Source organism: Bradyrhizobium sp. USDA 10063 (genome assembly GCF_054063735.1).
The window spans coordinates 4,058,184-4,080,425 of the sequence record NZ_JBSSGP010000002.1 but is presented as its reverse complement, the minus strand read 5'-3'; the positions used below and the strand labels follow the sequence as shown (position 1 = coordinate 4,080,425).

Genomic DNA, 22,242 nt, shown 5'->3' with positions numbered 1-22,242 from the left:
TTTCAACCTGTCGGGGCCGATTCATTGCCTCGGGCGATGGGTCTGACATTGCTGGAACAGGACTTTGAATCGGCGCTCGCCGCGATACCGAGCGGCTACGGCGAAGGCGTACGAGGGGCTGCGGTATGGTGCCACCGTGCGAAAGTTTCGCGATGGAAAGCGGACCCAGCCTGTTCGCGCGAGCGCTCGCGGGCGGCGACGTCGTCAGCTTCAAGCTTTACCGGTTGAGGTTGGCGAGGACTCTTTGCGTCCCTGCGAAATGCCGGCCGAGAAGGCTGTCGCGTTTGTTCTCGGGTATATGCCCCGACCCACCGCGGAAGAGCACAAGCGCCCCTGCGGTCGGTGCAAGCCCGCAGGCGATCGACACGGCGGCGAATCCCGAGAGGCGGAGAATGAACGTCCTCCGCCGACCGAACGTGTCGCCGACCGACCCGCCGAAAAGGATCAGGCCGGCAAGGGTCAGCAGATACGCATTCGCGACCCACTGCGATGCCTCGAACCCAACGCCCAGCGCTGCCGGCACCTTCAGAAGCGCGACGTTGACGACTGAGCTGTCGATGAACGCGAGGCTGACTCGAGTATGGACGTGGGCAACACCCAACGCGGGTCGCGTCCGGCAGAGCGTACCGCTGATGGCGTCTCGCACGGTGCCTTCTGGAAGCCTACCAACCCGATCCTCCTCGCGCCGACGCGCCCAACCTCCCTAGTCCGCGACTGGGAGGTCTTGGCGCTGGACGGCGGGCCCTTCCAGCGAGGACATGGAAGCGGCCTGGCGCAGCGAGGCCAAGATTTGCGCCGGCTCCTCCCGTATCGTGAAGTCCGGCTCGACGAATGCGCTGCGGATCCGGCCTTCCGCGTCGATCACGTAGGTCGCGGGAATGGGCAACATCCACACCGGTGACCCGTGCCGGGCGCCGAAGTCGAAGCCTAGCCCGGAATAGTGCGCTTTGGTCTCGTCAGGCACCCGGAACAGCACGCCATACGACATGGCAACGCCGTAGTCGACGTCGGAGAGCACCTTCAGATCCAAGCCCAGGCTCCGCTTGAGCTGCCGCGGGAAGTCCCTTGTCTCGGGTGTCACGACTGCGAGGGTCGCGCCGACGCTCTCGAACTCATCCTTCGCAGCCTGGAGGGCGCAGAGCTCAGCGCTGCAGAACGGACACCAGCCGCCTCGGAAGAAACTCAGGACGAGGGGTCCGTTGCGGCGCAGCTGTTCGGAGGAGTGGAGACGGCCGTCAGCGTCCGGCAGGAGGAAGTCCGGCGCGTCGTCTCCGACCTTCAACGCATGCGATGCCACGTCTGTATCCCGGAGCCAGCCCACGAGGTAGTTGTATGACTCCCAGTCCGCGGTGCTGAACGTCGTCAACAGCTCGGTGCGAATCCGGGCGAGTGTCTTGTCGGTCTGGTTTGGCATCGGTGGGGCGTTGTCAGGCTGCGGATCGATTGGCTGGAAGCGGTCGGCCGCCGGCGTGCGTGTCGTGGTCATGCGGGCGCCCTCGCAACCTCCGGGACCGCTGCATGCGGCATGCCCCGTTGGGGCGACTTCGAACGACCAGTCGCGAAGCCGCGCGACCTTGACGAAAGCGTCCAGCGCCGGCGAGTAGCGGCGCGGCGCAATCGTAGGGGGTGTTGGTCTGCTTCCACTCCGCGGGGCGCGTCGCGTTGATCAGCGTGACCGTCGTTCCCTCCCCGACCTCGGTCTCGTCGAGCCGCTGCTCGTTGAGGGCGTGCCCCGCGGGTATCTGATTGTCGGCTGTGATCTGGCCGACACGCAGGTGGTAGTCTGCGAGGATTTCGTCGCGGCCCTTCTGCTGAACCTCGTGATGGCGCATGCGGGTGCGCCAGCGGACGAGCGACTTCTCGTCCCGCCAGTTCGAAAGCGAAAGGATCCAGCCCTCGCGGGTCAGGCTCTTGTAGCGGATGTTATCGACGAAGCCCTCGACTTGCTCCAGCTCGGGGCGCAGCATCTTGGCGTTGTCGAGGTAGTCATCCCAGTTCCCTCTATTGGGGAGAACCTCGAAAATCACTGAAAACATGGTCGTATCCCGCTCCTAGAATGCTGTGACGTAGTCGATCGCGATGTCGAAGTGCCCCGACCACGCGCCGCGTTCACGGCAGAAGACTGGTGTTGTGCGGCGCATGAGCGCGAGACCCCGGAGCATGGGATTCGGCGCGGCGAACGGGAAATGACGTTACGCTATGAAGTCGATAGCCGCGCGTTATGATGGCCGTAGGCCTTCCGCATCGGACGGGCGTGCATCCGAGGCCGACTGCTCCAGCAGTTCGGTCAGCATCCTGACGGCGTCCGTTAGCCTCGGGACTTCGCGCTCGTGCAGTTGGTCGATCTTCTCATGCAGCAACTCTATCTCGGGCTCCGCCTTCGCGTTGATCCGGTAGTCGTTCTGCGCGGGCCTTGCGATCGATGTCCTGCTGCCGGTTCTGGCTCATCATGATGACTGGCGCGGCGTAGGCCGCCTGGAACGAAAGCGCGAGATTGAGAAGAATGAATGGGTAGGGGTCCCAGCCCTTCATGGCGCCGACCAGGTTGGCGGTTATCCAGGCGAACAGGATCACGCTCTGGACGATGATGAAGCTCCACGATCCCATGGCGGTGGCGACCGCGTCAGCTATTCTTTGCCCCGGCGTCAGGTGCGCAACCGCTGGAGCTCATCCATGCCCTGAAGCCGAAGCGAGCGGCGCGCTCGCCGTAGGTCGGCGAGCAGGTCGTGCTCGGCTGTTCCATGCCGCCCCGGTCTTCCGCCTTCTCTTCCATGCTGCCAGCACCCGTTCCGCTCGACTGCGCGGCCGACGCGGCCAGAGCCCTGCCGCGTTCCGATCGAGCCGTTCAGCCGTGGAGTTTCGCGGCGGTCTCCGCGACGGCGCGCCGCTGGTACCGGGCGCCGGCAAGCTCGTTCTCACTCGGCCGCCGCTGCGCATCGAGCCGCAGGCTCGTTCTCACCGACCTGCTGGCGAATCCTGAACCTGGGAAGGTCAACCACTTGTTGCTGTTGTTGCTGAAGTCGATCGGTGGCATCGCACCACCGTACGGCGGCGTGTCGCGTGATCTGCGGCTGAATTGCACGTGGCGGCACAGGCACGAATTGGCGGCAGCTGTCCAGACGATGCTGTCCTGGGAGCCCGAGCGCATCATCTTCGCGCGCGGCCGTTGGCACGACACAAACGGCACGACTGAGCTGCGCAACGCATTTAGGTTGCTTTTGCAGTAGCCGCAGTGCACGCATGCGCCGCATGCTCTCCTCGGATGCTGGACACATTCCACGATTTCACGCCGTGCGAACGACGACCGACCAGTCGCGAAGCCGCGCGACCTTGACGAAAGCGTCCAGCGCCGGGGAGTAGCAGCGCCCCTGCACAGCCAGCAGGCGCACCTCTCGCGAGACCGGGTCGCCTTCGAGCGGAATGGTCTTGAGCGTCGGAAGGCGCGGCATGTGCTCGGGCGCGAGTATCACGCCGAAGCCAGCTGCGGCCATGTGCTGCAGGTGCAAGTCGTGACCGCTGCAGTAGCCGAGCTGGAGCGGCTCCTCGGGGAAAAATGACCGTTGGATCTTCGAGGCGACGTCGCATCCGGCGCGTTCCAGCAAGACGGTTTCGCGAAGGTCGTCGATGCCGATCGAGGGACGGTTTGCGAGCTGGTGTGTCGGCGCGAGAACCGCGACGTAGCGCTCCTCGAACAGCGACCAGTCGTCGATGCGGGCGGGCACGTCCTGCACGTCCCCGACCATTGCAGCGTTGATCTCCCCCTCAAGCAAGAGATCGACAAGCTTCTCCGCCGCGCCCTCGCGCAGCTCGACGTGAAGTCCAGGGACGTGCTTTGCGATCTCCGCGATCGGATCGAGGACGAGCGACGCCGAGATGGAGGGAGCGAGGCCGATCTTCAGTGGCGCGACCTCCTTGCGTTGGAACTCCTGGGCTCTGCGACGCACCGTCTCTGCCGAGGCCAGCGTGCGCTCCAGCATCGGAAGGACTTCCTTTCCAAGATCGGTGAGTTGGGTCAGCTGGCGCTCGCGGTAGATCAACTGGCCACCGAGCTCCTGCTCGAGTTTCTGCACCCCCTTGGTCAGGGCGGGCTGCGTAACATTGCACTGCTCGGCCGCGCGGGTGAAGTTGAGTGTGGACGCGACGGCGAGGAAGTAGCGAACTTGATGAAGCTCCATGGGCTGTTCTCCGTCAAGTTGCCGCGGACTATACAGACGAGCCTTGCGTCGCCCTGTTCGGACTCGGGCGCTCGTGGTCGTTCACCGAGATGGAGAGGGCGACCTCGGTGACCGTCAACGTCCGCCTGGTCGTCACCTTCAACGAGGTCGGGTTGGCGGTCGCCGTCGCCGGGCTCGGGGTCCTCTCGATGATCGTTGGCGCGGCGAGGAAGGAGATTACGGAGGGTCTGCTCGTGCGCGTCCTCGTCAACTGGGACATGGGCGAGGTCGAGCTGCACGCCGTTTTTCCGGCGCACAAAGCCGCGAAGCCATCCGCGCCTTCATTCGTCGACTTGCTTGTTTCAAGTACCATCATGATCATTCCTTCTGGGTCGCACTTGCGCTCCGAGTTCCCTCGGAACCAGCGGGCCTGGCACTTATTGACCCGCGTGCGCTGCCGCAGCGAGTAAAGCCCGGCAAATCGCTCCAAATTGCTGCAAAAAAGAAGGAGGATCTGCGTCCGCCGCATCCGGCAAGACTAGGGACGGCTGGCATTTCTAGGGCGATGGCGTACGATTTCCTCAGGCTGGAGACAGGCCGCGCGTGCGGCACGCGAAGAGCTTGATCAGTCGACTTCAAGCCGAAGCCCGACGCCGGAGTCTGACAGATGGTGCAGCGGTCGCTGAACGTCGCGTACTCGGACGGTAGCTCTCAGGTGCTGTGGGAAGACGGCGAGCGCGTGTTCAGTCGTGGCTGGCGACTCGACGACAATGGCAACCGGGTCGCCGTGCTGCTTGTTGCCCCTGCCGCCGACCACCCGTCCCGGACAAGACTCGATCGCCTCACGCACGAATACGAGCTGAAAGATGAGCTCGACGGGGCATGGGCGGCGCGGCCGTTGGCCCTCATGCGCGACGCCGGTCGGACCGTACTGGTGCTCGATGATTTGGGCGGCGAGCCGCTCGACCGTTTGCTCGGTGGGCCCATGGAGGTAGGACGCTTCCTGCGCCTGGCTATCGCTGTTACCTCGGCTCTGGGCAAGCTTCATCAGCGCGGGCTCATCCACAAAGACATCAAGCCAGCTAATATTTTGGTGGACTGTGCGGATGGACACGTGCGGCTCACCGGGTTTGGCATCGCATCGCGCCTGTCCCGCGAGCGGCAGGCGCCCGAGCCGCCCGAGACCATCGCCGGTACGCTTGCCTACATGGCACCCGAACAAACCGGGCGGATGAACCGCTCAGTCGACGCCCGCAGCGATCTCTACGCCCTCGGCGTCACGCTGTACCAGATGCTCACGGGCGTTCTGCCCTTAACGGCGGCCGATCCCATGGAGTGGGTGCACTGCCATATTGCCAGAAAGCCGGTGCCGCCAGGGGAGCGGATAAAGAGTGTCCCAGCGCCCGTCTCGGCGATCATCATGAAACTGCTCGCCAAGACACCCGAGGATCGTTACCAGACCGCCAGTGGTGTCGAGCGCGATCTGCGACACTGCCTAGCTGAATGGGAAGCGCGACGCCGCATCGATGACTTCCCGCTCGGTCTGCAGGACACGCCGAACCAGCTGCTGATCCCCGAAAAGCTGTACGGAAGAGATCGTGATATTGCGACGTTGCTTTCCTGCTTCGATCGCATCCTCAAGACCGGTGTGCCAGAGTTGGTGCTGGTCTCAGGATATTCCGGCATCGGCAAGTCCTCAGTCGTCGACGAACTGCACAAGGTGCTGGTGCCGCCGCGCGGCCTGTTCGCGTCCGGCAAGTTCGACCAGTACAAGCGCAATATCCCTTACGCGACACTGGTGCAGGCTTTTCAAAGTCTCGTCCGGCCTCTCCTCGGCAAAAGCGACACCGAGTTGGCAAGCTGGCGCCACGCGCTTCTAGAGGTGCTGGGATCGAACGGACGGCTCATGATCGACCTCATACCCGAACTCAAGCTAATCATCGGAGACCAGCCACCGGTTCCTGAGTTGCCGCCACAGCAGGCACAAAGCCGTTTTCAACTCGTGTTTCGGCGCTTCATTGGCGCATTTGCCCGACCGAACCAGCCACTGGTGCTCTTCCTCGACGACCTGCAGTGGATCGATGCGGCGACGCTTGATCTGCTGGAGGACCTGTTGCGGCCAGATTTGGAGCAACTTATGCTGATCGGTGCCTATCGCGACAACGAAGTCGCTGCGGCCCATCCGCTAATGAAAAAGCTCGACGCCATCAAGACCGCCGGCGGAAAGGTCGCGGAGATCAAGCTGTCGCCGCTGGCCCAAGAGCATCTTGGGCAGTTGGTTGCGGATGCACTTCGCTGCGAGTTAGAGCGCGCTGCGCCGCTTGCGAAGCTGGTGCAAATGAAGACCGGCGGCAATCCGTTTTTCGCCATTCAGTTCCTGTCTTCGCTCGTCGAGGAAGGATTACTCGCATTCGATCATGATGGCGCGCGCTGGTCCTGGGATATCGACCGCATTCACGCCAAGGGCTACACCGATAACGTCGTTGATCTTATGGTCGCGAAGCTCACCGGCCTGCCGACCGAGTCGCAGAATGCATTGCAGCAGCTGGCTTGTCTTGGAAACATTGCTGAGAGCACAGCACTTTCGATGGTCCTCGGGATTTCGGAGGAGCAGCTCGATACGACTCTGTGGCCGGCCCGCCATCAGGAGTTGGTCGAGCGTGTGGCAGGCGCTTACCGGTTCGTCCACGATCGCGTTCAGGAGGCCGCCTATGGGCTGATCCCGGAGCAACTGCGCGGCGAGGCGCACCTTCGAATAGGGAGACTGCTCGCGGCGCGGACATCTCCGGAGAAGCGGGACGAGGCGACCTTTGAAATCGTTAATCAGCTCAACCGAGGTCTTGGCTTGATCACATCGGTCGATGAACGCGAGCAGGCCGCGGAATTGAACCTGGCAGCAGGCCGGCGCGCTAACGCTTCGACTGCCTACGTTTCGGCGCTCAGTTACTTTACCACCGGTCGAGGCCTATTGGCAGAGGATTGCTGGGAGCATCGGTGGGAGCTCATCTTCGCACTCGACCTCCATCGCGCCGAGTGCGAGCTCTTGACTGGCGCGCTCTCGGACGCAGAAAACCACTTGGCTGCATTATCTGCTCGCGTCACGGATATGGCAGATCGAGCGTGTGTGGCGCGCCTCGGAATCGACCTTTATCTCACGCTCAATCAGCCCAGCCGCTCGGTCGCCGTCGGTCTCGAGTACCTAAGACACCTCGGCATCAGCTGGTCGCCGCATCCGACGGATGAGGAGGCGCGCCGGGCGTATCAGCGTGTCTGGTCGGAGCTCGGCCGGCGCGCGACCGAGGAGCTGATCGCCCTTCCCTTGATGACCGACCCGGCATCCCTCGCCGCGCTGGATGTCCTGAACCGGCTCTCTTCGCCGGCACAATACACCGACCTCAACCTCTACACGCTCGTCGTCTGCCAAATGCTCCGTCTTACCTTGGATCGTGGCAACAGCGACGCGTCTGCCGTCGCCTATGGCCGGCTTGGAATGATCGCCGGGCTGCGGTTCGGCGAGTACGAGGGCGCGTACCGCGTCGGGCAACTCGCTTATGAGCTCGTCGAGCAGCGTGGACTATGGCGTTTCCAGGCGGGTGTGTACCTGAATTTCGGAAATATGGTCATGCCTTGGACAAGGCATATGAGAACATGCTGCGAACTCATTGGCCGCGCATTTGACGCCGCGCAGAAATCAGGCGACCTCGTGTATGCGGGGATCTGCTCCGGGTTGAGGGTCCTGAATCTTCTTACGGTCGGTGATGCGCTTGCCGACATCGAACGTGAAGCTGAGAGGGTACAGTTTGGCCACATACAGCTTGGCACCAACCTCGAAATCACCAGTGTGACACTCGCTATAGTGCGAATGCTGCGCGGCGCGACGGCAAGATTCGGCTTCTTGGATGACGGGCAGTTTGATGAGCAACGAATCGAACGCGATTTCGCAAACACTTCGGACGTGACGGCCGGCCAATGCTTGTATTGGATCTGCAAGTTGCAGGCCCGCTTTATGGCTGGTGACTATGCGATGGCGGTTGATGCTGCATCGAGGGCGCGGCCGCTTCTGAGCATGTCCCTCACGATCATGGAGGCGGCCGACTATCACTTCTACACCGCCTTGTCGTACGCGGCGTTCTGCGATTCGATGCCCGCCGGCCAGCGGACGTCGACTCTGGAGGCCTCGGCCCCTCATCACCGTCAGCTCGCCAGCTGGAGCGCGGCCTGTCCGGAAAACTTCGAAGACCGCGCTACGTTGGTTGGTGCGGAGATAGCCCGGATCGATGGCCGCGCTCTCGATGCCATGGAGCTTTACGAACAAGCCATCCGTTCGGCACAGGAAAACGGCTTTGTCCATAACGAGGCGCTCGCCAACGAGCTGGCGGCGCGCTTTTACGCCGCGCGCGGCTTCGAACAAATCGCGCACCTATATTTGCGAAACGCCCGGGACTGCTACCTGCGCTGGGGCGCGGACGGCAAGGTGCGCCAACTCGATGCGATGTATCCGCACCTCAGAATGGAAGAGCCCGCACCCGCTCCGACAAGCACAATCGCAGCGTCTGTCGAGCAACTCGACCTCGCAACGGTGATCAAGGTATCGCAAGCCATATCGGGCGAGATCGTGCTGGAGAAGCTGCTTGAAATGCTTATGCGCACGGCGCTCGAACAGGCTGGCGGCGAACGAGGCTTGTTGATTCTCTCACGTGGAGCTGAGCAGCGGATCGCCGCCGAAGCCACGACCGATGGCGATTTGGTGACCGTGCATCTGCGCGACAAGGACGCGGCTGCGACAGTGCTGCCGGAATCGGTGCTCCACTATGTCCAGCGCACCCGGGGAAGCGTTATTCTCGACGATGCGTCATCTCCCAATCCATTTTCTGCCGATACCTACATCGTTGAGAATCATCCCCGTTCCATTCTCTGCTTTCCGTTAATCAACCAGGGAAGGCTTACAGGCATTCTCTACCTGGAGAACAATCTGACACCCCGAATCTTTACGCCCGATCGCGTCGCATTGTTGACGGTGCTTGCGTCGCAGGCGGCGATCTCGCTCGAAAATTCGCAGCTTTATAGCGACGTCGCAGATCGCGAAGGAAAGATTCGACGTTTGGTCGACGCCAATATCATCGGGATCTTGATTGCCGACCGCGAAGGTCGAATTCTTGAAGCCAATGACGCGTTTCTACATATTACAGGATATGACCGTGAAGACTTGGTTTCGGGCCGCGTACGCTGGAATGAGCTGTCCCCGCCCGAATGGCGTGAGCGCGACATACTGACTCGGGCCGAACTGAACTCAACCGGGAGAGTTCAGCCCTTCGAGAAGGAGTATATTCGGAAAGACGGCAGCCGCGTTCCTGTGCTTATTGGAGCAGCTCTGTTCAAAGAAGGAGGCGACGAGGGCCTTGGATTCGTGCTCGATTTGACAGAGCGCAAGCGGGCGGAAGAGACGCTGCGGGCGAGCGAAGCGAAGTTTCGGTCAGCCATTGACGGGATAGCCGGACTTGTTACGATCCTGGCTCCGAGCGGGGAACTCCAATACGTCAACAGCCCAGTCACCGAGTATTTCGGTCGGACTGTCGAAGAGCTGAAGAACTGGGGGACAAGCGATGCGGTACATCCTGAAGACCTTCCCCGTGTCCTTGAAGCTTATGAGACGTCAATCGCCGCCGGTACTCCCTTCCATCACGAGCTACGCCTGAGACGCTTTGACGGCGAATATCGGTGGTTTGAAAATCGCGGCGCCCCAATTCGCGACGAGTCCGGGCGTATCACGCGTTGGCACTGTCTGCTGACCGACATCGAAGATCGCACGCAAGCGCTGGCGCGACTGCAGCAGATGCAATCGGATTTCGCCCACATGAACCGGGTGAGCATGATGGGAGAATTGGCCGCCTCGCTTTCACATGAAATCACGCAGCCAATTGCCAGCGCGCGCAATAACGCGCGCGCGGCTCAGAATTTCCTAAAGATGCAGCCGCCGGACCTGGGCGAGGTCATGGAAGCACTTGCTTGCGTCGTCGGAGATACCGATCGGGCCGGGAACATCATCGATCGCATGCGTGAGCACGTCAAGAAAGCACCGCCGCGAAAGGAGCGTTTCGATCTTAATGTGGCGATCAACGAGATGGTTGTATTGGCCAGAAGCGCAATCATTCGGTATGGCGTCTCAGTCCAGACCCGGCTTTCGCAAGGACTGGTCCAAATCCAAGGGGACCGGGTTCAACTGCAACAAGTCTTGCTGAACCTGATCCTGAACGCAGTTGAAGCAATGGATTCGGTTGAGGTGGGAGTACGAGAGCTGTTGATCACTACCGAGCAAGACCAGACAGGCGTACTCGTGGCTGTGCGCGATTCCGGGCCGGGCATTGATCCGGCCCATCTCGATCGAGTCTTCGACGCCTTCTACACCACGAAGTCCAGCGGAACGGGTATGGGGCTGTCGATATGCCGCTCCATCATCCATGCTCATGGAGGCAACCTGTGGGCGGAAGCGAATGAGCCTCGCGGCGCCGTATTTCAGTTCACCTTGCCCGGCACCGACGGCGAACTCAGGAGTCCGCTTCAGGTGGGTCACGGGACCTTAGAGCCGCACAAACGCATTGAGTGAGATGCTCTTGGTCAACTGGCTTGCGCAGGTAGCACACGACCCCGTCGTTCAAGGCGCGAGCCCGGTCAACATCATTGGGGAAAGCGGTCACGAGAATTGTCGGAATCGCGTGGCCCGCATCGATGAGGCGTCGATAGAGCTCGAGCCCCGTCAGGACAGGCATGTGGATGTCGGCGATCAGACAGGCGGTTTTGGCCAGGCGTGGGGACGCGAGAAATTCGGTTGCAGATGAAAAAAGCTCGACCGTATAGCCCAGCGATCTCATGAGCCTACCCATGGACTCACGAAAGGACTGATCATCTTCAACGACCGAAATCAGTACCTTTTTCATCATGCCGCCTATGGCTATCCGCTGGACCCGTCGTGCGGGCAGCCAATTATCCAATCATGGTGACGCTCCGCATCGAATTGCATGATCTCTGAGAGGATGCCACCAGTGTGCCGCTTATGCCCCGTAAACTTTGGTTTATCTGGACGATGATTGCGAAACCAATCCGGCATGCCCTGTGATCGAGGATTCCGCCGGACGAAGGCGGTCGCGGGATCGCAGCGGGCGAACTCCAGGACTCGTCCGAGCGCCCTAAGCCTTCGTATCATCGTCCCGCCCCCTTTGGATGCCCGCGCTCAACCCGCGCTCAATTGAGCCGTTGGTGACAATCCTCTTAGTCTTGCTACATCCGAAATGCGCACAGGCCGAAAGGAGAAAACAATGCCTTACCGCTTGGAAAGTCACAGGTGTGACAAGGCCATGCGATGCGCATTCTGTGAAGGAAAGTTTGGTCTCGTCCGTCATTACTCGTGGCGAAGGTCGCTTTGCTCCAGGAAGTGCGTCGATCGCTTCAAGGCGCGCCGCCAAAGTGACCACAATTGGATGGGCTGGTTCCTGATCGCTTTCGACCAAGCGCCCGAAAACCGCGCGAAGGTGTCATGACGGTTCAGATCTCACAACGAGGCAAGGAATATTTGAAGACAGCGCAGGCTTTGCTCCGCACTGTGGAAACCGTGACTGACCAAGAGATTGCGGCTCAGCTCAAGGCTCTTGCCGACTGGTACGAGGGGCGAGCCGAGAAGGCTTCGCTCGACGATGCAGCCAAAGCATTGGCTCGATCCGCCGAGCGCTGAATACGAGTGGCATATATATGAGCTGATGGGCAACTTCCCTCGGAGGCTATCGGGCCGACCGGAGATCGAACTTCAGCCGAAAGTCGCCCCGAGCGTCGGGAGGGGAGTGAGCTGTGTCTGCGCGCAAGCTTTGGTATATCGGCGCGCATCCCTTCAGAAAAAGGGGCTGTTCAGATTCCAGGATTGGGATTAGAAATACGCGGTCTGCCGGACCTGCAAACCAACATGCAAGCTGATTTTCGTGATCTCTCCCGAGTGGCAGCGATGTCTGACCCAACCTCCACCGTGTTGGTCATCGACGACGATCCGGATCTCCGCGCGTCGGTCGGGCGCCTGCTCCGATCGCTTGGCATTGACGTTCAGCTATTTGCCTCCATTTCGGACTTCCTCAAATCCGATCCACCGGATTGCCCCACCTGCCTGGTGCTCGATATCAGGTTGCCCGGCCAAAGCGGTCTCGATTTCCAGCGCGAGCTAGCTGCGGCAAACAGGGAGATCCCGATCATCTTCGTCACGGGCCACGGCGACATACCGATGTCTGTGCAGGCAATGAAGCGGGGTGCGATCGAGTTCCTCACCAAGCCGTTCCGCGACCAGGATCTTCTCGATGCCGTTCAGCTTGGCTTGGCCCGCGATCGTGCGCGGCGGGAGAATGACCAGGACCTGGTCTCCCTAAGGCAGCGTTTCGCCTCCCTAAGCCCCCGGGAGCGCGAGATCGTAATTCAGGTGGCGCGCGGCCGCCTGAGCAAACAGATTGCCCACGATATCGGCATCGCCGAAGCCACGGTGAAGGTGCATCGCAGCAGGGCGATGCAGAAGATGCAGGCCGGTTCGCTTCCCGAACTCGGCCGGATGGCTGATAAGCTCAAGCTGGTGCCTGACACGCCGCAACGCTCTTGAGGTGTGCGTTTTGCCCGATGTGCTATTCGCGCGGCCGGATGAGTTAAGCAGTCGCGCGATCTTCAACGCAAACCAAGAGAAAAGGCCGGCGGACGCTACGCCGCCGACCTCTTCTTGCAACTGCCGGTTAGCGGGTCCGGTTCCGCTGCGATTCTCTGTACTGAGTGCCAGAGCAAACAAGAGTGGGCTGCTGTGCACTTAGCGGTCCGCATAGATTGAATCGGCACCACAGAGGGGCCACCGCCGCTATCGTACGCTGGTATGGCGCGAATGTACCGAGGGAGGTTCGCATTACCGAATCCGGATACAGCCAATTATACGCCGATTTATTGATCACGAAGTCCCGCGCAGATGCGCGGTAGCCTCAAGTTCTTCCTCTTGGGTGACTGGTGACTATTGTGATTTGTACCAAGGGGTGCCATCGCGAAATGATGTAATCTACGGCATCCCCCTGACTTGATCCCGCCATAGCACTCACAATCTGCCGCCGATTGGAGCCGTCTCCCGGCTTGTAAATCTAGGTTTAGGCAACGCAAACAAATCTTTGATTGCGCGACACCAGTGTAGAATAGCTCGCAGTACTCCAAATCGTCAGATTAGGGGTCACTAGCCTCTTTGCGGGGATAGCCATACCAAAGCAAGCGAGGTCACTATGCGATCGACTGCAGCTTTCGGACGCTTGGAACAATTCCATCTCGAACCGGAGCTTGACGTCGGACGCGCCGTTCAGCGTCCGGATGCGGCAAGGCCATTCCTCGAGAAACGAACCGAATCAGTCGGCGCAACGCCAACAGAAGTTTTGTTCGGACCGTTTCGCCTGCTTCGAACGCAGTTCCTTTTGCTGGAAGGCGACAAGCCGGTGCCTCTCGGAAGTCGCGCTCTGGAAATCCTGATTGCTTTGCTTGAACGCCACGGAGAGTTGGTCAGCAAGCAGGATTTGATGGCACGCGTTTGGCCCGATGTTTTCGTCGAGCCCGCCAACCTCACGGTTCATATGTCAGCGCTGCGTCGCGCGTTGCGGGACGGTCAGGATAGGAATCGCTTCATCGTCAACATCCACGGACGCGGCTACTGCTTCGTCGCCTCAGTCACTATGTCGGCTCACGACAATTGAGCACAACTGGCGAAGCATCGGCAAATTCGGATAAGGCATTACCGTGGTCGCGACAATAGCAGAGCAGCCGTTCACTGTAGCGAACATTCCCGTCAGCTTCTGGAGCTTCGCCGTCCGCATCTGGCTCGCTATAATCCTGGTGTTGTTCGTGAGCTTTTGGCTGCAGCTTGAAGCTCCGACGACAGCTGCGCTAACCGTTGGAATTCTTGCCGAACCGACCCGGGGCCAAGCGCTGGACAAGGCAGGTTTTCGGTGCTCGCCACCGTCGTGGGCGTGACAGCGTCTATCGCAATCGCCGGCCGCTTCTCGCAGGCGAGGGATCTGATCCTCGCGGCGTTTGCCGTGTGGGTCGGTATTTGCGTCTTTGCGGCGAAGCTTTTGGACGGTTATCGCGCCTAGACACCGAGCGGCGACCGACCCTCATGGCCGAAGGGAATCCGGAGGCCGTAACGCTGCTGGTCCAAGGGTAGCTTGTCGCGCGTATTGAGCTAGGCGCCCTCGAATGCGGTCTGGACTGCGGCGAGCCCGACATCCTTGGTGCGTTGATCTTGAACCAACGCCTGGAAAGTTCGAAATCCGTGCGAGTGGCAGCCACCGCACCAATGCTGGTAGAAAAAGAGAAGCCTGTGCCGCGGCGCGAGCTCCTTCAGACTGAGATGCGCGCGTTCCTTTCTTTCAGCATCGATCCAGAAGGGGATCGCGAGTTCGGGAGCAGGCCGTCCTGCGATGCTCTGAGTCATGGCTATACTCGCTATTCTGGTTGCGGTGCGGTGTACCCCGTTGCTTCGGCCTCTCGACTGCGCTCGCGGCACCAGCCGTATCGCCGTCGAATCCGCTGGTAAGGCTATGATTTCGATAACCGCCCGTTATGCGGCGCGGCCGGCAGGATAGCCGCGTAAGACCTTTTCTCGGCCGCCAAGAGTGCTGCTCGGCAAATCTTCGCAGGGAGACGCGGCGCACACCTTCGGGCAGCGCCCTAGGCGCCCTCACTCATTTCGATAACGGTCGGCTATCGACTCTATGGCGAGAGGTGATTTTCCTTTCGACCGTCATGGACTCAATCTTCGACCTCTCGTCGCCCACCCTCGTGTACGGGCCGAAGTCGGCATTCCGTTGAACGATCGCAGGCCAGGAGTTCCGACATGCACATCAAAGGGACAACCGGCATTTCATTTCCCGGTTCTGTCGAAGGCCCGCCGCTGGAGGATGTCGTCGTGCTCGCGCACGGCGCCGGCGTCGCGCTTGGAGTTCAGCGTGCGTTGAGCGCAAGGGTGCGGAGCGTCCGCGATGGCGGTAGCGGCCTCATTGCGTCCAGATGCGTGGAGATCCCGCGCGTCGAGTCCAACGGCGAGGTCTCGGGGATTTTGTGCCACACCGGCGCGCGGTCCGACATGCGTGGCGCGGTCGCCCCTCGCAGGCGGGAAAGGGTGAGGGCGATAGCGGACGTCGCGCAGTTCGTCGTCCACGATATCAACAGCCTTCTCGCCGTGATCGGCAGCGGCCTGCGGCTGCTCGAGTGCCAGGACGATGCCGCCTACCGAAAGGCCATCGTCGGCAAAATGCAGGAGGCGATCATGCGAGCCGCGTTACTCAGCCGGCAGCTCCTCGACGCTGCGCGACCGGGCCCCAAGTCGATCGACGGACTTGTCGAAGGCAGTCGCCTCGCAGCGCTGGCGGGCTCGCTTGATCGGGCGTTGCGTCCGGACATCACGGTCCGCACCGAGATCGCCCCTGGCTTATGGGACTTCAGCGCTGATCCGGAAGAGCTGTATTTCGCCTTGTTGAACCTCTGCCGCAATTCGGCCGATGCTATGCCGGACGGCGGCATGATCACCGTCGCGGCGCGGAACGTCGAGCCGTCCGCCGGCGCGGTCGGGGGGCTCGTCGAGATCATCGTCGCCGACGACGGGGAGGGCATGCCCGAGGAGGTCCTCTCGCAGGCCTTCACCCCGTACTTCACGACAAAGGCCCCGGGCAGCGGAACCGGTCTCGGACTCCCCCAGGTCCAGCGCTTCGCCGAAGGGCGAGGCGGCGCGGTCGGTATAGAGAGCAGGCTGGGTGCCGGCACACTCGTGCGCCTCCTTCTCCCGCGCGTCGGAGGCGCGGCGGTCCCGAGCAGCCCCGCCGGCAGGGAGATCACCTACACGTCGTCACCCAACGGCGGCGTATTCCACATCGTCAACCCAGCGAAGGCTGCGCCGACGTCGTAACTGGCGCGAAACACTTGGAGACCGGCCCAGCGATGGAGCTCATGATCCCGCCCGGCCGCCTCGACCGTCCGGTCGACCACGAGACGGACCACGTGCTCGGCCCCACCGATGCCGAGATCTCGCTCGTCGAGTACGGCAGCTACGCTTGCCCGCACTGCAGGGCTGCCAACGAGCCCATCGCGCAAGCACGCGACCAACTTGGCGACCGCGTCTGCTACGCCTTCCGCCACAGGCCGCTCACGGACAACAGCCTTGCGTTTCGGGCCGCCGAGCTCGCTGAGCTTGCCCAGACGCCCGAGGCGTTCTGGTCCGCGCACATCAAGCTGATGACGAGGTCGACGCAGCTCACAGAGGACGACCTCGCCGCGGTGGCCGCCGACCTCGGCGTGAACGCCGACTTCGCGCTCGGCGATAGCGACAACGTGCGGCGCGCGAGGACGAGGGTGGAGGCGGATATCGCAAGCTCCCGCGCGAGCGGCGTGAGGTTCACGCCGACCTTCTACATCAACCGCCGGCGCTACGACGGGCCCTGGGACGAGAGCTCTCTCGCCGACGCGATGCTTGGCACGCTCGGCCACCGCGTCCGTACGGCGGCCCTTGACTTCGCGAGCTGGGGCCCATCCGCCGGTATTTTGCTGATCCTCGCGACCGTGGCGGCGATCGTCCTGACGAACTCGCCGGTCGGGCCGGCGTTCGAGGCGCTCTGGCGCCAGGAGCTCGGCGTGAGCTTAGGCGACGCAGCCTTTCAGATGGCTATCCTCCATTGGGTCAACGACGGCCTGCTGACGGTGTTCTTCCTTGTCGTGGGATTGGAAGTGAAGCGCGAGATGACAGTTGGCCACCTCGCAAGCCGCCGCTCCGCCGCGCTTCCGATCGCGGCCGCGCTCGGCGGCATGGTCGTGCCGGCGCTTCTGTATGCGCTGGTCATCCCTGCGGGGACGTGGTCGCACGGGTGGGGCGTTCCGATGGCGACCGACACCGCGTTCGCGATTGCCTTGATCGCCGTGATGGGCGCCCGCGTCCCCGTCGAGCTGCGCATCTTCCTCACCGCGGCGGCCATCGTCGACGACATCGGTGCGATCGTCGTCGTCGCTGTGTTCTACTCCGGCGATATCCATCCGGGCTACCTGGCCGCGGCTGCGGCGATGGTCGTTGCGCTGGCGCTGCTGAGCCGATCGAGGGTCTATCTGCTGTCGCCCTACATCCTGTTGGGCGTCGCGTTGTGGGCGTTCGTCTACGCGGGCGGCCTCCACGCTACGCTGGCCGGCGTGGTACTTGCGCTGTTCATTCCGACGCGGCCGCCAGCCGACTTGGCCGCCCTGATGACGCAGGCCAGCACCATCATCGCCTCCGAGGCCCGGCATGAGGGCGAGGTGCTCAGGCACGGCCCCTCCACGCCGGCACTGCATGCGCTCGACGCGATCTACGACAGACTTGAATCGCCCGCCGACCGGCTGCTACGGCACGCAGGCGCGCGGTCGAGCTACGCTGTCCTTCCGATCTTCGCACTGGCTAATGCGGGCGTGACGATCAACCCTGGCGCCTTCGTTGGGCATGGCTGGCTCATGGCCGCGATCGTCGCTGGCCTCGCCATAGGAAAGCCGCTCGGCGTCTTCCTCGCGGCCGCCGCGGCCGTGCGCGCAGGCATGGCCGCCAAGCCGGCAGAGTACACGTGGCGGCAGTTGGCCGGGGCAGGAGCCCTCGCTGGCATCGGCTTCACGATGTCGCTCTTCACCGCCGGGCAGGCGTTTCCAAACGCCACCGACTTCTCGGCCGCCAAGATTGCCGTGTTCGCCGCGTCGATTCTTTCGGCCGTCGTTGGGACTGCCCTGCTCTGGGGAGCTTCGCGCCAGGAGCTTATCGAAGAGGCGCCGCAGAGCGCTGGCATGCAAGTATCATAACCCGCGGGCGTTATGCGGGATCGTGAACGGGAGGTCTTTCGATGATTCTACCTATCGGTACGACAGTAGCAGTCGCTGACGGCGAGACGATCCGCCTGTTCCACAATACAGGCGTGAAACCTGGGGTGCACTTGGTCGAGATCACGGCGGCTCCGCCTGCGCCCGCCCACTCAGGCTCGGGTGCGCGGCATCACACCGGCACTGCCAACCCCGATGGCAGGCGGCTCGTCGAGGACGACTTCGCGGCAGCGACGGCTGCGTTCCTGAACAAGCTCAGCCTCGACGGGACCATAGAACACCTGGTCGTTGTCTCCGACCCCAGGACCCTGGGGGAGATGCGCAAGCACTTCCACCGCGACCTGAGAGGCAAGATCATAGGCGAGCTCGCGAAGGACTTCAGCCGGCGTCCGCTCGAGGACATCGCCTCACTGATCGCCGACGCCTGACGCGCCTCTGGAAAACAGCTGCCGGCGCAAACACGTCCGGTCATAGCCTGCGCGAATAACTCAAAGTTACTGACGAGGACTACTGCTCTCGATCAACCTGGACTAGAATTGCTGAGGTCACTGAAGACCGCGGGTCGAGGGAAGGCCGGACATGAGGAAAAACGAGAACATGCCTGCGGCGGCTTCGACAAAGCGAAGCAAGCGGGACGCTGCGGATGCGATGCGAAGCGCGACCGAATATCTGATCGCAACACGACAGGCAGAGCGCGGGCTCAAGGCGGGCACCTGCGCGCCGTCCTTTCGATTGCGGGATCAGCGCGGCGCCGAGGTCGCGTCGGAAACACTGCTCAGTCCTGGTCCGCTGCTCCTTACCTTCTATATCGGCTTGTGGTGCCCGGCATGTAGCCGCGACTTGCAGGCGTTTGAGTCCCTCCGGCCGTCGGTCGAGGCGCGGGGGGCGTCTGTCGTGAGCATCTCGCAGCAGACGGTCGCTGAGAACGCAAAGGCTCACGCGCAGTTGAAGCTGGGTTTTCCCATTCTCTCCGATCTAGGTGGACGGATTGCCCAGCTGTTCGGCGTACGCTGGTGCATTCCGGAGCTCCTCCGAAACGTCCACAGGAAGAGCGGCATCGACCTCCCACTCCTCAACGGCGACGAGAGTTGGACGCTGCCGATCCCGGCCCGCTTCATCCTCGATAGGGCAGGGGTCATCGCCTATTCCGAGATCAACCCGGGCCAGTCCGGCCGCTCTCCGCCGCGAGACGTCTTGCCCGTGCTGGATCACCTGCGCAGCCTGCGCGCCGCTTGAACCGCGAACAGCAAAGCGCCGGCGTGCCACGACCAGCATCCGGGCTTCCAACGTGTAGGCCTTCCGCGTTCCTACAAAATGTGTGGATCGGCGCGCTGCTTCGCCGCCGGAAGCGGCCACCCTTGCAATCCGGCACGACAGCTCCAGAAAGGCGTCGCGATGATTGAGTTGTTCACGTGGCCCACGCCCAACGGGACGAAGCCTTGGATAATGCTCGAGGAGGTGGGCGCCCCTACTCGGTCCACCTCGTAAATCTCGGCTCAGGCGAGCAGCACGCACCGCGTTTCTCGCCGTCTCGCCCAATGGAGAGATACCGGCGATCGTCGACCACGACGGCGTGGGCGGCGCAAGGACAGTCTGCGAGCCGGGCGCGATCCTTGTGTATCTTGCGGAGAAGACCGGCATGCTGTTGCCAGCATCGGTCGCCACGAACAAGCGATGTCCTGGCTCTTCTGGGCGATGAGCGGGGTGGGCCTACCTTCGGCCCGCTCTTGCACTTCGTCTCCGAAGAAGATGGATCATCCTCCACCGTCCGCCGCTTCGTCGGCGAAGCCGTCAGGTTGGTGCACGTCTTGGAAGGTAGGTGAACGAGGAGACCAGGCCCGGCAATCGACTCTATAACCACCCGGCGCTTGCGAGCCTCTCGGCGAAGCTTATGCCCTCCACGGGCAAATGGAGAAGAACAGAAGCCGCTTCCCTACACGAGAAGCCCGAATGGCGGAGTGCAACGATACGATCGTTGTCACCGGCAGTCCGGGCTTTATCGGTTCAGCCCCAATCAAGAAATTGGCTAGGCGATTCGCACTCGTCGGACTTGATCGGATGACTACACACCAACCGCAGCCAACGATCGACTGCATCTACGTCGATCTGACTTCGGAAGATTCGATCGCAGTCGGTCTTCAACGTATACGGACGGCCCATGGTAACCGTATCGCATCAGTGATCCACCTTCCGTCCTATTTCGACCTCACCGGCGAACCAAACCCGCTTTACGATGAGATAACGGTTCGCGGCACCGAGAAGCTGCTGCATACGCTACAGTCGACTATCTCTTCGACGGCGTGATGTGCACCATAACCCGCTGGACAGGCAAGCGACGATCCCGACATCGAGTTCGGCGAGTATGAATGGACTGACGGCGTATGGATCTAGAAGGGCTAAGGTGCCTCGAACGTCAGCTGTTGATGGTCGAGCTGAAATGCTACGGATCGTTACAGCATTACCGCTCGTGAGCGAACCAGACCAACACCGTACGACGCGCCAGCTCCTCAAATTTTGGATGTTCGCTGAATTAAGAAACAGTGCCTTTAGGCACTCAGGGCAGCTTCCCGTCAGCAATCCACTGCTTGAAAAGTTGAACATTCTTGTCGGGCCAAGCTCCGTCGCAAGGCATCAGGCCGTTCTCGATCTTGACCAGAATAGTGTCCGCCCATTTCTTTACGTCGTCATACTTCCAGAGATCAAACTTTGCGAGCATCGATTTTCTATCAAAATCGCGGAACAGGGAATGGATGTCATCCTTGTAAGAGATTGATGTGCGTCTCATGATCCCTCTCCTCTCACCAGCTATATGTCGCCGAATGAGGTAATGACGGCATTCCTGCGCAGCTGGTCTCATTAACTACTCACAGGTTAGATTAAACGTGGGTGCCCAAACGCGAAAGCAACAAAGGGTCATGAAATTAATGCCCGTCGGGAATGACGTCCTCTCGAACTATCGATGTTTGGCCATGGATAGCTTCTGGCCCTCGCAACGCGCGCCGCAGTGACTAGGGATTGCCGGCGTGAATGCCATTCCAAGCCTACACTAATGAGCTGGTATCCTTGGCATCTGCAGATGGGGCCATTGACGCCTCCAGTTCTTGTAGTTCCAAATTGGTGCAACCGATCCTTCGGAAGCGGCCAATCCAGTTTTCCGGCCGCATCGTCGCGGACAGGCAACGTCGAAAGCCGCTCTCCGATCGAATCTGCCTCGTGCGTCGCTTCACTAGTACCTACTTTTCTTGGATCATGAGTCGTGATTTAGGATGAACCCTGACGACCCCGCAAAATGGAATCCCGTCAGATCACGCCGGCGAAGTAAGCTTGTCCGGGGCCGATGCCGGCCGTGACCTAGAAACTGATATTAGGCTTGATGTTAGACCGACCTCAACTACTTGCCGTCCTCGCCGGAGCGGCCGCGAGCGCAGTTGCTATCGGGAGCATGGAGGCGTTCTCCATTGAGAGCGCATTTCCGCTCTTCGCGATTCCATTCGGGACCTCGATCGTAACAGTATTGGGGTCACCAAAAGCAGAACCGGCGCAACACCGTGCTCCTGTCGGCGGTCATCTTGTCTCCACCGTCGTTGGACTGCTGGTTGTGAAATTGTGCGGTCCAGCGCCGTGGGCCGCCGCGGTCGCCGTTGGCTTGGCAATGGTCGCAATGCATCTGACCTACACGTTTCACCTGCCTGCCGGCATTGATCCACTGGTTGTTGTCGTCAATAATATGTCTTGGACTTTTATGATTGTGCCAGTCGGCCTCGCCTGCTGCTCGCAACGTTTGCTTTTGCTGGGAACAATCTCGTCACGCGACGCGCCAATGAGAGCAATGCCTGGCCCCATCCGGTGGTGGTGACCTTCACGCGTCGTTTCGCTTTTTGCCGGGGAAAGCATGCCAATGTCGCCCATTGGCCCATACCGACGAAAACCATCGTTCGTCGACGTGTCGCCTGTCCGGGGGATTGTTCGAAAAACTCAAAATCAGAGCGAGTGCGAAATTCTCGCAAGAGAATCGCGGTAGCGATATTGGGCGGTGCGATCCTTCTCATAGCCAATACGAGGATCGCTGGCTGCAACTACACGAATTGATGCAATCCCCTACGTCTCCGCCGCGAGGGCGCATTGGCGAGGCTTAAAGATTTTGCATCTCAGCGCAAATCGAGTTTTTCAACACAATCCGGGGTAGACCGGAAATAGCTGGCGTAGGGCCAAGACGACG

The 22,242-nt window shown here is 61.3% G+C and carries 20 protein-coding genes and 2 pseudogenes; 13 read left to right on the top strand and 9 right to left on the bottom strand.

The window, feature by feature from the left end; translation table 11 throughout:
• Window positions 1–217: 217 nt before the first annotated feature.
• From ACVJGD_RS21330 to ACVJGD_RS21310, 5 genes and pseudogenes are all read right to left on the bottom strand, one after another.
• Complete coding sequence (locus ACVJGD_RS21330; RefSeq protein WP_456636176.1) at window positions 218–601, bottom strand: MFS transporter; 384 nt, start codon at window positions 599–601, stop codon at window positions 218–220.
• A 102-nt stretch (window positions 602–703) separates the two neighbouring features.
• Window positions 704–1,486 carry a peroxiredoxin-like family protein gene (locus tag ACVJGD_RS21325; protein WP_456636175.1) on the bottom strand — a complete coding sequence of 261 codons (783 nt, stop codon included), beginning with the start codon at window positions 1,484–1,486 and terminating at the stop codon, window positions 704–706.
• Window positions 1,428–2,036: an antibiotic biosynthesis monooxygenase family protein gene (locus tag ACVJGD_RS21320; protein WP_456636174.1), complete on the bottom strand. Its 609-nt coding sequence runs from the start codon at window positions 2,034–2,036 to the stop codon at window positions 1,428–1,430. The genes ACVJGD_RS21325 and ACVJGD_RS21320 overlap by 59 nt, the downstream gene beginning before the upstream one ends.
• Window positions 2,037–2,349: 313 nt before the next feature.
• Complete coding sequence (locus ACVJGD_RS21315) at window positions 2,350–2,607, bottom strand: DUF1003 domain-containing protein (protein ID WP_456636173.1); 258 nt, start codon at window positions 2,605–2,607, stop codon at window positions 2,350–2,352.
• A 238-nt stretch (window positions 2,608–2,845) separates the two neighbouring features.
• Window positions 2,846–2,938, bottom strand: a pseudogene (locus tag ACVJGD_RS21310) (NAD(P)H:quinone oxidoreductase); the annotation flags it as partial.
• Between the two features lie 61 nt (window positions 2,939–2,999).
• Here ACVJGD_RS21310 and ACVJGD_RS21305 point away from each other — a divergent pair.
• Window positions 3,000–3,227: a hypothetical protein gene (locus tag ACVJGD_RS21305; RefSeq protein ID WP_456636172.1), complete on the top strand. Its 228-nt coding sequence runs from the start codon at window positions 3,000–3,002 to the stop codon at window positions 3,225–3,227.
• 57 nt (window positions 3,228–3,284) lie between these two features.
• Here the strand turns inward: ACVJGD_RS21305 and ACVJGD_RS21300 are convergent, their stop codons facing one another.
• Window positions 3,285–4,175: a LysR family transcriptional regulator gene (locus ACVJGD_RS21300; protein WP_456636171.1), complete on the bottom strand. Its 891-nt coding sequence runs from the start codon at window positions 4,173–4,175 to the stop codon at window positions 3,285–3,287.
• On the opposite strand from ACVJGD_RS21300, the gene ACVJGD_RS21295 reads away from it, so the two are divergent.
• Both ACVJGD_RS21295 and ACVJGD_RS21290 read left to right on the top strand, forming a co-directional pair.
• A complete protein-coding gene (locus ACVJGD_RS21295; protein ID WP_456636170.1) occupies window positions 4,130–4,624 on the top strand; it encodes a LysR substrate-binding domain-containing protein in 495 nt (164 codons plus the stop codon). The genes ACVJGD_RS21300 and ACVJGD_RS21295 overlap by 46 nt on opposite strands.
• Before the next feature lie 197 nt (window positions 4,625–4,821).
• The gene (locus tag ACVJGD_RS21290) at window positions 4,822–10,758 is read left to right on the top strand and encodes an AAA family ATPase (RefSeq protein WP_456636169.1); all 5,937 of its coding nucleotides are present in this window, start codon (window positions 4,822–4,824) and stop codon (window positions 10,756–10,758) included.
• Here ACVJGD_RS21290 and ACVJGD_RS21285 read toward each other — a convergent pair.
• The gene (locus ACVJGD_RS21285) at window positions 10,700–11,092 is read right to left on the bottom strand and encodes a response regulator transcription factor (protein WP_456636168.1); all 393 of its coding nucleotides are present in this window, start codon (window positions 11,090–11,092) and stop codon (window positions 10,700–10,702) included. The two genes, ACVJGD_RS21290 and ACVJGD_RS21285, sit on opposite strands and share 59 nt — an antisense overlap.
• A 593-nt stretch (window positions 11,093–11,685) precedes the next feature.
• Between ACVJGD_RS21285 and ACVJGD_RS21280 the strand changes: the two genes are divergently transcribed.
• The 4 genes and pseudogenes from ACVJGD_RS21280 (at window position 11,686) to ACVJGD_RS21265 (ending at window position 14,293) form a co-directional block, all read left to right on the top strand.
• Window positions 11,686–11,880, top strand: a complete 195-nt coding sequence (locus ACVJGD_RS21280) for a hypothetical protein (protein WP_456636167.1) — start codon at window positions 11,686–11,688, stop codon at window positions 11,878–11,880.
• 264 nt (window positions 11,881–12,144) lie between these two features.
• On the top strand, window positions 12,145–12,780 hold the full coding sequence (locus tag ACVJGD_RS21275) for a response regulator transcription factor (RefSeq protein WP_456640328.1): 636 nt from the start codon (window positions 12,145–12,147) through the stop codon (window positions 12,778–12,780).
• 652 nt (window positions 12,781–13,432) lie between these two features.
• On the top strand, window positions 13,433–13,894 hold the full coding sequence (locus ACVJGD_RS21270; protein ID WP_456636166.1) for a winged helix-turn-helix domain-containing protein: 462 nt from the start codon (window positions 13,433–13,435) through the stop codon (window positions 13,892–13,894).
• A gap of 43 nt (window positions 13,895–13,937) precedes the next feature.
• A pseudogene (locus ACVJGD_RS21265) lies at window positions 13,938–14,293 on the top strand (FUSC family protein).
• An 89-nt stretch (window positions 14,294–14,382) separates the two neighbouring features.
• Here ACVJGD_RS21265 and ACVJGD_RS21260 read toward each other — a convergent pair.
• Window positions 14,383–14,634, bottom strand: coding sequence for a hypothetical protein (locus ACVJGD_RS21260; protein WP_456636165.1), 252 nt, complete (start codon window positions 14,632–14,634; stop codon window positions 14,383–14,385).
• A 402-nt stretch (window positions 14,635–15,036) separates the two neighbouring features.
• On the opposite strand from ACVJGD_RS21260, the gene ACVJGD_RS21255 reads away from it, so the two are divergent.
• The 5 genes from ACVJGD_RS21255 to ACVJGD_RS21235 all read left to right on the top strand — a co-directional run bounded on the left by ACVJGD_RS21255 (window position 15,037) and on the right by ACVJGD_RS21235 (window position 20,327).
• Window positions 15,037–16,104 (top strand): ATP-binding protein, encoded by a 1,068-nt coding sequence (locus ACVJGD_RS21255; RefSeq protein ID WP_456636164.1) that lies wholly within the window; start codon window positions 15,037–15,039, stop codon window positions 16,102–16,104.
• A gap of 32 nt (window positions 16,105–16,136) precedes the next feature.
• Window positions 16,137–18,005, top strand: a complete 1,869-nt coding sequence (gene nhaA / locus ACVJGD_RS21250; protein ID WP_456636163.1) for a Na+/H+ antiporter NhaA — start codon at window positions 16,137–16,139, stop codon at window positions 18,003–18,005.
• Between the two features lie 41 nt (window positions 18,006–18,046).
• Entirely contained in the window at window positions 18,047–18,451 is a 405-nt protein-coding gene (locus ACVJGD_RS21245) for a baeRF12 domain-containing protein (RefSeq protein WP_456636162.1), read from the top strand.
• Window positions 18,452–18,602: 151 nt separating this feature from the next.
• Window positions 18,603–19,259 (top strand): peroxiredoxin-like family protein, encoded by a 657-nt coding sequence (locus ACVJGD_RS21240; RefSeq protein ID WP_456636161.1) that lies wholly within the window; start codon window positions 18,603–18,605, stop codon window positions 19,257–19,259.
• A gap of 714 nt (window positions 19,260–19,973) precedes the next feature.
• Window positions 19,974–20,327 carry an NAD-dependent epimerase/dehydratase family protein gene (locus ACVJGD_RS21235; RefSeq protein ID WP_456636160.1) on the top strand — a complete coding sequence of 118 codons (354 nt, stop codon included), beginning with the start codon at window positions 19,974–19,976 and terminating at the stop codon, window positions 20,325–20,327.
• Window positions 20,328–20,577: 250 nt separating this feature from the next.
• On the opposite strand, the gene ACVJGD_RS21230 is transcribed toward ACVJGD_RS21235, so the two are convergent.
• Complete coding sequence (locus tag ACVJGD_RS21230) at window positions 20,578–20,808, bottom strand: hypothetical protein (RefSeq protein WP_456636159.1); 231 nt, start codon at window positions 20,806–20,808, stop codon at window positions 20,578–20,580.
• 588 nt (window positions 20,809–21,396) lie between these two features.
• Here ACVJGD_RS21230 and ACVJGD_RS21225 point away from each other — a divergent pair.
• On the top strand, window positions 21,397–21,879 hold the full coding sequence (locus tag ACVJGD_RS21225; protein ID WP_456636158.1) for an HPP family protein: 483 nt from the start codon (window positions 21,397–21,399) through the stop codon (window positions 21,877–21,879).
• The last annotated feature ends 363 nt before the right edge of the window (window positions 21,880–22,242 follow it).

Coding starts and splice junctions, on each gene's coding strand:
- nhaA (WP_456636163.1), top strand. CDS start 16,137: ATGGAGCTCATGATCCCGCCCGGCCGCCTCGACCGTCCGGTCGACCAC.
- ACVJGD_RS21270 (WP_456636166.1), top strand. CDS start 13,433: ATGCGATCGACTGCAGCTTTCGGACGCTTGGAACAATTCCATCTCGAA.
- ACVJGD_RS21235 (WP_456636160.1), top strand. CDS start 19,974: ATGGCGGAGTGCAACGATACGATCGTTGTCACCGGCAGTCCGGGCTTT.
- ACVJGD_RS21255 (WP_456636164.1), top strand. CDS start 15,037: ATGCACATCAAAGGGACAACCGGCATTTCATTTCCCGGTTCTGTCGAA.
- ACVJGD_RS21230 (WP_456636159.1), bottom strand. CDS start 20,808: ATGAGACGCACATCAATCTCTTACAAGGATGACATCCATTCCCTGTTC.
- ACVJGD_RS21240 (WP_456636161.1), top strand. CDS start 18,603: ATGAGGAAAAACGAGAACATGCCTGCGGCGGCTTCGACAAAGCGAAGC.
- ACVJGD_RS21325 (WP_456636175.1), bottom strand. CDS start 1,486: ATGACCACGACACGCACGCCGGCGGCCGACCGCTTCCAGCCAATCGAT.
- ACVJGD_RS21245 (WP_456636162.1), top strand. CDS start 18,047: ATGATTCTACCTATCGGTACGACAGTAGCAGTCGCTGACGGCGAGACG.
- ACVJGD_RS21275 (WP_456640328.1), top strand. CDS start 12,145: ATGTCTGACCCAACCTCCACCGTGTTGGTCATCGACGACGATCCGGAT.
- ACVJGD_RS21320 (WP_456636174.1), bottom strand. CDS start 2,036: ATGTTTTCAGTGATTTTCGAGGTTCTCCCCAATAGAGGGAACTGGGAT.
- ACVJGD_RS21280 (WP_456636167.1), top strand. CDS start 11,686: ATGACGGTTCAGATCTCACAACGAGGCAAGGAATATTTGAAGACAGCG.
- ACVJGD_RS21315 (WP_456636173.1), bottom strand. CDS start 2,607: ATGGGATCGTGGAGCTTCATCATCGTCCAGAGCGTGATCCTGTTCGCC.
- ACVJGD_RS21285 (WP_456636168.1), bottom strand. CDS start 11,092: ATGATGAAAAAGGTACTGATTTCGGTCGTTGAAGATGATCAGTCCTTT.
- ACVJGD_RS21300 (WP_456636171.1), bottom strand. CDS start 4,175: ATGGAGCTTCATCAAGTTCGCTACTTCCTCGCCGTCGCGTCCACACTC.
- ACVJGD_RS21290 (WP_456636169.1), top strand. CDS start 4,822: ATGGTGCAGCGGTCGCTGAACGTCGCGTACTCGGACGGTAGCTCTCAG.
- ACVJGD_RS21260 (WP_456636165.1), bottom strand. CDS start 14,634: ATGACTCAGAGCATCGCAGGACGGCCTGCTCCCGAACTCGCGATCCCC.
- ACVJGD_RS21225 (WP_456636158.1), top strand. CDS start 21,397: ATGTTAGACCGACCTCAACTACTTGCCGTCCTCGCCGGAGCGGCCGCG.